The organism is Nocardioides sp. (genome assembly GCF_047606145.1).
Lineage (GTDB): Bacteria > Actinomycetota > Actinomycetes > Propionibacteriales > Nocardioidaceae > Nocardioides.
The window spans coordinates 1-9,414 of record NZ_JASGET010000136.1; the positions used below are offsets into that span (position 1 = coordinate 1).

The 9,414-nt window shown below is 70.7% G+C and carries 10 protein-coding genes, 2 tRNA genes and 1 other RNA gene; 5 read left to right on the forward strand and 8 right to left on the reverse strand.

The window, feature by feature from the left end:
- From QM638_RS18070 to ssrA, 3 genes are all read left to right on the forward strand, one after another.
- On the forward strand, nucleotides 1-1,070 hold a 1,070-nt coding region (locus QM638_RS18070; protein ID WP_415144189.1), incomplete at its 5' end, for a peptidoglycan DD-metalloendopeptidase family protein.
- 82 nt (nucleotides 1,071-1,152) lie between these two features.
- A complete protein-coding gene (gene smpB / locus QM638_RS18075) occupies nucleotides 1,153-1,632 on the forward strand; it encodes an SsrA-binding protein SmpB (protein ID WP_415144191.1) in 480 nt (159 codons plus the stop codon).
- A gap of 184 nt (nucleotides 1,633-1,816) precedes the next feature.
- Nucleotides 1,817-2,188, forward strand: a transfer-messenger RNA (tmRNA) gene (gene ssrA, locus QM638_RS18080).
- Nucleotides 2,189-2,279: 91 nt separating this feature from the next.
- On the opposite strand, the gene bcp is transcribed toward ssrA, so the two are convergent.
- Nucleotides 2,280-2,750, reverse strand: coding sequence for a thioredoxin-dependent thiol peroxidase (bcp, locus tag QM638_RS18085; RefSeq protein WP_415144193.1), 471 nt, complete (start codon nucleotides 2,748-2,750; stop codon nucleotides 2,280-2,282).
- Nucleotides 2,751-2,809: 59 nt separating this feature from the next.
- On the opposite strand from bcp, the gene QM638_RS18090 reads away from it, so the two are divergent.
- On the forward strand, nucleotides 2,810-3,064 hold the full coding sequence (locus QM638_RS18090) for a DUF3618 domain-containing protein (protein WP_415144195.1): 255 nt from the start codon (nucleotides 2,810-2,812) through the stop codon (nucleotides 3,062-3,064).
- Nucleotides 3,065-3,131: 67 nt separating this feature from the next.
- A complete protein-coding gene (locus QM638_RS18095; RefSeq protein ID WP_415144207.1) occupies nucleotides 3,132-3,431 on the forward strand; it encodes a GroES family chaperonin in 300 nt (99 codons plus the stop codon).
- A gap of 14 nt (nucleotides 3,432-3,445) precedes the next feature.
- Here the strand turns inward: QM638_RS18095 and QM638_RS18100 are convergent, their stop codons facing one another.
- The 7 genes from QM638_RS18100 to orn form a co-directional block, all read right to left on the reverse strand.
- Nucleotides 3,446-4,051, reverse strand: a complete 606-nt coding sequence (locus QM638_RS18100; protein ID WP_415144197.1) for a class F sortase — start codon at nucleotides 4,049-4,051, stop codon at nucleotides 3,446-3,448.
- 3 nt (nucleotides 4,052-4,054) lie between these two features.
- Nucleotides 4,055-5,389: a hypothetical protein gene (locus tag QM638_RS18105; protein ID WP_415144199.1), complete on the reverse strand. Its 1,335-nt coding sequence runs from the start codon at nucleotides 5,387-5,389 to the stop codon at nucleotides 4,055-4,057.
- A gap of 164 nt (nucleotides 5,390-5,553) precedes the next feature.
- Nucleotides 5,554-5,626, reverse strand: a tRNA-Lys gene (locus tag QM638_RS18110).
- Between the two features lie 93 nt (nucleotides 5,627-5,719).
- Nucleotides 5,720-7,291: a phytoene desaturase family protein gene (locus QM638_RS18115; RefSeq protein ID WP_415144201.1), complete on the reverse strand. Its 1,572-nt coding sequence runs from the start codon at nucleotides 7,289-7,291 to the stop codon at nucleotides 5,720-5,722.
- 15 nt (nucleotides 7,292-7,306) lie between these two features.
- Nucleotides 7,307-8,215 (reverse strand): bifunctional helix-turn-helix transcriptional regulator/GNAT family N-acetyltransferase, encoded by a 909-nt coding sequence (locus QM638_RS18120; RefSeq protein ID WP_415144203.1) that lies wholly within the window; start codon nucleotides 8,213-8,215, stop codon nucleotides 7,307-7,309.
- 110 nt (nucleotides 8,216-8,325) lie between these two features.
- Nucleotides 8,326-8,401 (reverse strand) — tRNA-His (locus QM638_RS18125).
- Between the two features lie 63 nt (nucleotides 8,402-8,464).
- Nucleotides 8,465-9,115, reverse strand: a complete 651-nt coding sequence (gene orn, locus QM638_RS18130) for an oligoribonuclease (protein ID WP_415144205.1) — start codon at nucleotides 9,113-9,115, stop codon at nucleotides 8,465-8,467.
- Nucleotides 9,116-9,414: the final 299 nt, after the last annotated feature.

Consider the following 9,414-nt stretch of genomic DNA (forward strand, 5'->3'; position numbering starts at 1 on the left):
CCAACCGCGCGCTCGGCCGCGCCGAGGTCAGGTTGCGCGCCGCCCGCGCCCACCTGCGCCGAGTCCAGCACAAGCTCGCCGACGCCCGGGTCGCGCACCGCAGGCTCCAGCGGGAGCTGGGTGTCCAGCGTGCGAAGCTCGCCCGGGCGCGTACCGCGCTGGTCTCGGGGCGCCGTGATGTGGCGACCGCACGCGGCGCGGTACGCGACACCATCCTGGCCCGATACGCGGGCGGCGCGCCGGCGCTCGGCGAGGTGGCCGCCCTGGTGCGGGGCGGGTCGCTGAGCGAGCTCACCCGCGAGCGGGAGTACGACGTGACCCTGACCGCCACCCAGGACGACACCCTGCAGCGGCTCGAGGCCGCCCGGACGGTCCTGACCGTCCGCGCCCAGGAGGTCGAGGAGACGACCGACACGGTGGCCGACAAGGAGGACACGGCGGCGGACAAGGTCGCCGAGATCCTCACCCTGCGCGCACGGGCGGTCGACGCTCGCGACGACGTCGCCGAGCTGGTCGCCGATCGGCGTACGGCGAAGCGGGCGGCCGCCCGCGCCACCGCCCGGGACCGGCGCGAGCTGGCCCGTCTCGAGCGGCAGGAGAAGCGGATCAGGGCGCGGATCCTGGCGCTGGCCGCGCGCTCGCCGAACCGGCACGTCTCCTCGACCGGCGGGATGTTCGCGACGCCGGTCGCGCACAGCTACATCACCTCGCCGTACGGCTGGCGCGAGCACCCGATCTACCACTACTGGGGCCTGCACAACGGCGACGACCTGCATGCCCCGTGTGGGACCCCGGAGCGGGCGGTCGGCACCGGCAAGGTGATCTCCACCGGCTATTCGAGCGTGTGGGGCAACCGGCTCTACCTCTACCTCGGGCGGATCAACGGGCACTCCTACACCGCGATCTACAACCACCTGTCTCGGTACCAGGCACGGGTCGGCCAGGTCGTAGGTCGCGGCGACACGGTGGCGTACGCCGGCACCACCGGCTGGTCCACCGCCTGCCACCTGCACTTCACGATCATGCGCGACGGCGATCCGGTGGATCCGGCACCGCTGATCGGGATGTGAGCCCTCGACCGCCCAGCCGAGGGGACAGTCGAGGGGACAAGGCGAGGGATAAGAGCTTGCATCTCTTTGGGATGATGGACAGATGCCGAAGGAGCAGGGGCGCAAGGTCGTGGCGCAGAACAAGAAGGCGCGACACGACTACCACATCGAGGACACCTACGAGGCCGGGATGGTCCTGCAGGGGACCGAGGTCAAGTCGTTGCGTGAGGGACGGGCCTCGATCGTGGACGGCTTCGTGGACATCGAGCGCGGCGAGGCCTGGCTGCACGGCGTGCACATCCCGGAGTACCTCAACGGCACCTGGACCAACCACGCCGCCCGGCGCAAGCGCAAGCTGCTGCTGCACAAGGCCGAGATCGAGAAGATCGACCGCCGGGTCTCGGAGAAGGGGCTGACGGTCATCCCGTTGCAGCTCTACTTCAACGACGGCCGGGCGAAGGTCGAGATCGGCGTCGCCCGCGGCAAGAAGGCCTGGGACAAGCGGCAGGCGATCTCCGAGCGGACCGCGAAGCGGGAGGCCGAGGTCGAGGTCGGGCGCCGGCTCAAGGGGATGCGTGAGTGACCCTCCGGACGGACTCCGGGACGACCGTCGGCCCGTGGCGGCTGGCGCGGCGTGACGTCGAGTCCCGGGGAAGAACGACCGCGCGCAGCGTGTTGACCACCATGGTGGGAGCGTTCGACGGGAAAGCCGTTCGCGTCCGCCGGGGTCGGACCGCTAGGCTTGCGGTTCGGTTGACAACTCAAGAGGGGCTGATCGGTTTCGACTTGGGACGGTGTTTCCAGGGGAAGCGGGTCGAGGAGCCAGCGTCATCTCGTAAACGACCGCTGGGAACCAATAACTGCCAACGCTAAGCGCAGTTCCTTCGCTCTCGCCGCCTGAGCGGTGATCGAAGCGTCTGACCGGGTGTCCGTCTCCGACCCGGATCCAGGCGTCGACTAGGAGACTCACCCTCCCTCTCTCGTCAGTGGGGTTCGAGGGGACAATCAACTGACTGAGCCCGTCGGTGACGTGTCTGTGCGAGCACCGGGGCCGAGAAAAGCGAACAGCGCAGACTGCGCCCGGAGAAGACCTGGTATGTCGCTCGAGGACCGGGGTTCGATTCCCCGCAGCTCCACCATGTGATCTCGCTGGAGATCCAGACGGCTCGGACCCCACGGGGTCCGAGCCGTCTGTCTGTGGGGTCAGTGCCTCTCAGCGACCGTCCGGCGTCAGACGGCCAGGCCGAGGTCCTTGCGCAGCTTGGCCACGTGACCGGTCGCCTTCACGTTGTACTGGGCGAGCTCGATGGTGCCGTCCTCGCCGATCACGAACGTCGACCGGATGACACCCTCGACGACCTTGCCGTACAGCTTCTTCTCTCCGAAGGCGCCGTACGCCGTCAGCACCGACTTCTCCGGGTCGGAGAGCAGGGTGATCCGCAGGTGGTCCCGCTCGCGGAACTTGGCGAGCTTCTCCGGCTTGTCCGGCGAGATGCCCAACACCGTGTAGCCGCCCGCCTGGAGCGAGTCCAGGGAGTCGGTGAAGTCGCAGGCCTGCTTGGTGCAGCCCGGCGTCATCGCGGCGGGGTAGAAGTAGACGATCACCTTGCCTCCGCGCAGGTCACTGAGGGTGACCGACTCGCCGGTGTCGTCGGTGAGGGTGAAGTCGGGGGCTGGTGCGCCGGGTTCGAGGCGGGTCATGTCCACAACCTACTGTGTGCCCGTCGGTCCACCGTCGCCGGCTTGCTAGGGTTCGGACCATGGCCAAGTCCGACCAGAGCTCCGAGCTGGAGCACGAGATCGAGGAGATCCGCGAGCGCCTCGCCGGCACCATCGACCAGCTCGTCTACCGGGCGAACCCGAAGACGATCGCGTCGCGGCAGGTGGCGGCGGTCAAGGCGGTCTACGTCGACCCCGAGACCGGTGAGCCACGCACCGGCAACATCGCCAAGACGGTCGGTGGCGTGGTCGGCGTCGTGGTGCTGTTCGCGCTGGTGCGCAAGCTGGCCAAGTGAGTCTGGCCAAGTGAGTCTGGCAGTGAGCGGCGGCACCGAGGTCGGCGGCGACAAGACACCCATCAAGATGCTGCACGACCGGGTGCTGGTCGAGGTCGGCCAGGACGATGGAGAGCGGCGTTCGACCGGCGGCATCGTCATCCCCGCCACGGCCGCGATGGGTGCCCGCCGGCTGTCGTGGTCGCGGGTGGTGGCGATCGGTCCGCACGCCCGCTCGGTCCAGGTCGGGGACCGGGTGCTCTTCGACGCCGAGGACAAGCCGGAGGTCGAGGTGGCCGGCGAGCTCTATGTGCTGATGCGGGAGCGTGACGTGCACGCGGTCGCGGCCGAGCGAGTCGGCGATCAGGCGACCGGTCTCTACCTGTAGCCGACCGTGCGGCGTCAGCCGCGCTTCGCGATCGCGCCGTACCGGTGGGCGAGCACGACGACGTTGCTCAGGTACTCGCTGCCGTTCCAGTCGGTGCAGGTCACCAGCACCAGCCGGCCCTGGCCGTGTCCCTGGCCGAAGAGCCGGCGCGCCCGGTCGGCCAGTTGCGCGCGGGAGAGGACGACGACGTCGTCGACCTGGTACTGGAACGTGCCGCGCCGGGTGACGACGTCGACCTCCTGCTGCTCCTTGAGCCGGCCGAGCCGGTTGAGACTGCCACCGCCCGTGTGCACCGTGTGCCCGGTGATCACCGTCTGTCCGTGCGAGGCCCCCGGCTTCGCGCTGGCCCGCCACCAGCCGACCTCGGTGTAGTTGCGGGGCGGGTCGAGCACCGTGCCCTCGAGCCGGATGGGGACCACCTCCGCCTGGGTCTTCACGCCGGGCAGCTTGAGCCTGATCGGCGCACCGGGCGGGAGGTCGGCGTCCTGGCCGTTGCTCGGCCAGACCAGTCCGGCCACCACCAGACAGGCGGCCAGGACCGCCGCCATGGTCCACAGGGCCGCGCCGGCGGCGGCGAGCCGGCCGGCGACGGGCGCCTGCGCGGACGAGCCGGTGGCCACGGGTCAGTGCCGTGACCGGGAGACGGCCCGGGCCACGGTACGCCGATAGGCGACCGCTCCGGCGCCGAGCGCGCCGAGCACCAGCAGCCCGACCAGCCCGGTGCGGCCCGCGCTGCCGCGGTCGGGCGGTGCGTCGGCCAGTCCCGCGGTCACCACGGTGGGCACCGGGTGGGACGCGGTCGCCGGCGAGTGGTGGTGCTTCGTGGTCGTGGTGGTCCGGGTGGTGGTGATCCGGCCGGACGGGCCACAGTGGGAGGTGCCGATGCTCAGGTGCGCCAGGTCGCTGCCGGTGAACGCCTTGGCCGCCGATCCGACCGAGACGTCCAGCGCGGTCACGGTGATCTGGCCGGTGCCGCGGGTCTGCTTGTTCAGCGTGATGTCGAGCAGGTTGTCCTCGACCGGTGCGAGCTGGTCGCTCAGTTCGGCGAGTGCCTTGTTGAGCACCGGGTCGAGCTGGTCCAACACGGTGTCGATGCCGTCCCCGGCCGGATCGAGGAGGGTGGCGAGCGCGGCCAACGGGCTGTCGTCGTCGGTGAGCCGGCTCTTCAACGCCGCCGTGAGCTGGGTGCGCAGGGCATCCTCCAGGTCACCTGCGACGCTGCTCAGGTCGGTGACGACCTTGGTGTTCGGTGCGGGGTCGACGGGGAGGTCGAAGAGATCGACCCGGCCGATGGTCGGGATCTCGACATACCCGGCGGCGTTGACGATCTCGCTGTCGCCGCTCGCGGTGTCGCCGCTGGCCGTGCAGTGGCTCTGGACGGCGCCGAGGTCGAGGTGCAGCGCCGGGTCACCGAGGGCGTCCACGAACTGCTTCAGCCCCGCCGAGAGTGCCGAGGTGAGCTGGTCCTGGTAGGGCTTGAGCGCGGCCTTGAGCTGGGTGTCCAGGCCATCGAAGAGCGGTGAGGCCACCACGTCGAGGCTGCTGAAGTCGAGGTTGCCGATGTCGAGCGCCAGGTTCTCACCGCCGCTGAGGCAGTTGCCGTCCCCGACGGCGAGCACGCTCGCGCCGTCACCGGCCAGGCCGGCGCAGGCGGCCGAGGAGCCGCGGCCGTGCCGGACGTGGGTGACCGCGTCCTGGGCCAGCACGCCGGCGGTGATCAGCTTCTGCCCGGAGAGCAGCGTGACGGCCGGCTCGTTCGATCCGGTGGTGCTCTGTCCGGTGCCGTCGTTGACGGCGGTGAACGAGCCGGTGCCGGTGCTGGCGCTCGCCAGGCTGAGGCTCACCGCGGTCGCGCTCGCCTGGGCGACATGGGTGGCCGCATCGGCCGGCGCCGCGGCCAGGGCGAGCATCCCGCCGGCCGCGACCAGCGCCAAACCCCTCGAGACTGACGAACGCATGACTGCCCCTCCCTGGTGACTGACGTCACGTCAACGCGCGAGCAGGCCCGGAAGTTACGCACCAGTACGGCGCGCGGATGTTCGTCGATCGCACCGGGACGACGCCGCCGCGGCCGGGAACGACGAAGCCCTCCGATCCGCATCGCAGATCGGAGGGCACTCGGTACGCCACGTAGGACTTGAACCTACAACCCGCTGATTAAGAGTCAGCTGCTCTGCCAATTGAGCTAGTGGCGCGCGCCTGACGGCGAGAAAGAACACTATCAGCGCACCCGGGGCCCCCAAAATCGACGGGAGCGACGGCGGCCCCGACGGCCCGACGCGTCTTGGTCAGCGCAGCTCGAGCACCGCCTGCGCGGCGTTGTGCCCGCCGAGGCCGGAGACCGCGCCACCGCGGCGGGCGCCGGAGCCACACAGCAGTACGGCGCCCACGTCGGTCTGCACGCCCCAGCGCGCCGCCGGGGTCTCCAGCAGGCTCCGCTGCGGCGCCCAGGGCCAGTCCAGGTCGCCGTGGAAGATGTGCCCACCCGGCATCGCCAGATCCGCCTCGATCTCGACCGGGGTCTTGGCCTCGAGGCACGGGTTGCCCTCGGCGTCGCGCCGTACCACCGAGGCGATCGGGTCCAGCAGATGCTCGTCCAGGCTGGCCAGCGCCCGATCGACCGCGGCCTGCTTCGCCGCCGGGTCCTCGAAGAGCCCCGCCGGGGTGTGCAGTCCGAAGTAGGTGAGGGTGTGCGTCCCGGCCGGCACGTCACCGAGGATGGAGGGATCGGTCAGCGAATGGCAGTACACCTCGCCGGGCTGGCGAGTCGGCAGCTGGCCGGTGGCGGCCTCGGCGTACGCGTGCTCGAGCTCGGTGTAGGACTCACCCAGGTGGAGGGTGCCGGCGAAGGCCACCTCCGGATCGGCGCCGGAGCGCAACCGGGGGAGGCGGTCGAGCAGCAGGTTGATCTTGAGCTGCGAGCCGATCGGCTTGCTGGCCGCGTCCTCCTCGCCGTGCAGCAGGATGCGCAGCACCCAGGGCGCCACTCCGGAGAGCACGAAGCGGGCCGGCGCGCGGTGGCGCCCGGTCGCGTCGTCCCAGATGACCTCGGCGCCGTCGTCGGATGCGGTCCCGGCATGGATCGCGTGGACCCCGGCCGAGGTGCGGATCTCCGCCCCGGCGTCGACGGCTGCCTTGGTGAGCGCGTCGGTGACCGCACCCATCCCGCCGACCGGCACCCGCCACTCCCCGGTGCCGTTGCCGATCAGGTGGTAGAGGAAGCACCGGTTCTGGACGAGGGAGGGGTCGTGCAGCGAGGCGAAGGTGCCGATCAGCGCGTCGGTGGCGACCACCCCACGGACCAGGTCGTCGCGGAAGCGGCGCTCGATGCTCTCGCCGAGCGGAGCCTCGACCAGGTCGTGCCAGATCCCGTCCGGCACCTGCGCGCGCACCGCCGCGTCGGTGGGCAGCGGTGCGGTGAGGGTCGGCGCCAGCACCCGGGCGAGCTCGCCGACCTCCTCGTAGAAGGTCCGCCAGGCCTCGTACTCCCGATCGCTGCCGGTCAGCTCGCGGAACGAGCGCGCGGTGAGCTCGCCCTCCTCGTGCTCCACCAACAGCCCGCCGGCGACCCCGTCGCGCACGAACGGGGTGTACGACGCGGTACGACGCGAGCGGAGCTCCACGTCCAGCCCGAGGTCGTCGCGGATCTGCTCGGGCAGCAGCGAGACCAGGTAGCTGTACCGCGACAGCCGGGTCGGGGTGTCCGGGAAGGCGCGGGCGGAGACGGCCGCGCCGCCGACGTGGTCGAGTCGCTCCAGCAGCAGCACGCTGAGCCCGGCCCGGCCCAGGTAGGCGGCGGCGGTGAGGCCGTTGTGGCCACCACCGACGATGACGACGTCGTACCGCTGGGTGGATGTCACATCCAGCAGCGTATGTCAGTCGATCGGCCGGCTCGGCACGCCCGGCCGCAGGTCCTTGGCGAAGAAATGGGTGGCGTAGGGGTTGTCGTTGTAGCGCTCGATCCGGTGATATCCGGCGCGCTCGTAGAGGGCGATCGCCTCGGTGAGCACCGCCCTGGTGTCGAGCCGGACGACATCGTGTCCCAGCCGGATCGCCTCCTGCTCCAACCGGCGCAGCAGCCGCGCGCCCTGTCCGGCGCCTCGCCAGGACCCGTCGACCCACATGCGTTTGATCTCGGCGGCGCCGGCGAAGGTGCGACAACCGCCGCCGGCCACCGCTGCGCCGTCGCTGCGTGCCACCACGAAGACACCGTCCGGCGGCCGCAGGCTGTCGTCGTCGGCGTCGATCGGACCGGGGTCGAAGCCGATGTCGAACCGGGCGTCCATCTCGGCGACGTACGCCGCGACGGTCGCCCGGGCCTCCGGGCTCGCCGGATCGACCGCCTCGAGGCTGACCGTGCTGGCCCGGACCAGGAGGTCGGCCTCGCGCAGTGCATTGCCGAGCCGGACGCGCTGCCGCTCGGTCAGCGGCGCCAGCAGTGCCTCGGCGCGCTCCCGCGAACGGCGGTCCAGGTCGTCCCACCAGCGGCGGCCGGCCGCGGTCAGCTCCACCAGCCGCCTGCGGCGATCCGTCGGATCGGGTTCGACCCGGACGATCTCGTCGCGTTCCAGCCGGCGCAGGATGCGGCTCAGCTGGCCGGAGTCCAGCCCGAGCCGCGCACGCAACGCCTGCACCGTGCCCGGCTCGACGCCGATCTCGAAGCCGACCCGGGCGACCGCGAGGGGGAGGCCGAGGCCGAGGAAGGAGTCCTCCAGCGCTCCGATGCGCTGGGTGTAGGACCGGTTGAAGCGCCGTACGACGGCGGTCTGCTCGCAGCTCACCATATCTCTGACTTTAGTCAGACAATAGCGGTGAGAACAGGCCGCCGTTCCGAGGCGTGGGCATATGACGAAGGAGCACCGGGCGCTACGGACCCGGTGCTCCTTCGATCTGGTGGGGTGAGCGACGGGGCTCGAACCCGCGACCCTCGCGACCACAACGCGATGCTCTACCAGCTGAGCTACGCCCACCATGAGGCCCGGCGCCGTGCCACCTCGGACACGATCCTGGACCGCGCGGAAAGCATAGGGGACTCAGTCCTCTTTCGCTGAATCGGGGCTCTCGGGCAACTGGGCGGTGATCGAGCCGCCGTGCCTCGCGGCGATCTGCTTCGCGGACTCACTGGCCGGGCCGGGCGACGGCACGAACACCGCCTCCCGGTAGTAGCGCAGTTCCTCGATCGACTCGGCGATGTCGGCGAGCGCACGATGGTTGCCGCGTTTGGCCGGCGCCGAGTAGTAGGCCTTGGGGAACCAGCGCCGGGCGAGCTCCTTGATCGAGGAGACATCGACGTTGCGATAGTGCAAGAAGCCTTCCAGCGCGGGCATGTCGCGGGCCAGGAACGCTCGGTCGGTGGCCACGGTGTTGCCGCCCAGCGGCGGCCGGGAGCCGTCGGCGCAGTGCTCCCGGACGTAGGCCAGCACCTGCTCCTCCGCCTCGGCCATGCTCAGCCCCGCGTCGAGCTCGTTGAGCAACCCGGACCTGGTGTGCATCTGGCGGACGAAGTCGTCCATCCGGTCCAGCGCCTGGGCCGGCGGCTTGATGATCAGGTCGACTCCCTCGCCGAGGACGTTCAGGTCGAAGTCGGTGACCAGGACCGCCACCTCGATCAGGGCGTCGTCGATCAGGGACAGACCGGTCATCTCGCAGTCGATCCAGACCAGCCGCTCGTTGTGGGAAGACACCCGGGAACCATACCGCCGTGTCATCCGACCCGTGCCGAGTCGATGAACCCATCGGGCACGGCCTCGGGCGTATCGAGACCTCTTCGCGCCTGGGTGGGGCGGCGTCCCGGCACCGGCGTGCTCCGCAAGGACGCGTACACGAACGCCTAGGCTGTCGGCGCAGGTCCGTCGTCCACGTCCGCCCGATGGAGATGAGTGATCGATGAGCAAGACCTCGCGTGAGGAGCGCGCCGCCCGTGCTGCTGCCCAGTTGGCGGCCCAGCGGAAGATCGAGAACCGTCGCCGGTTCCTTGCCATCG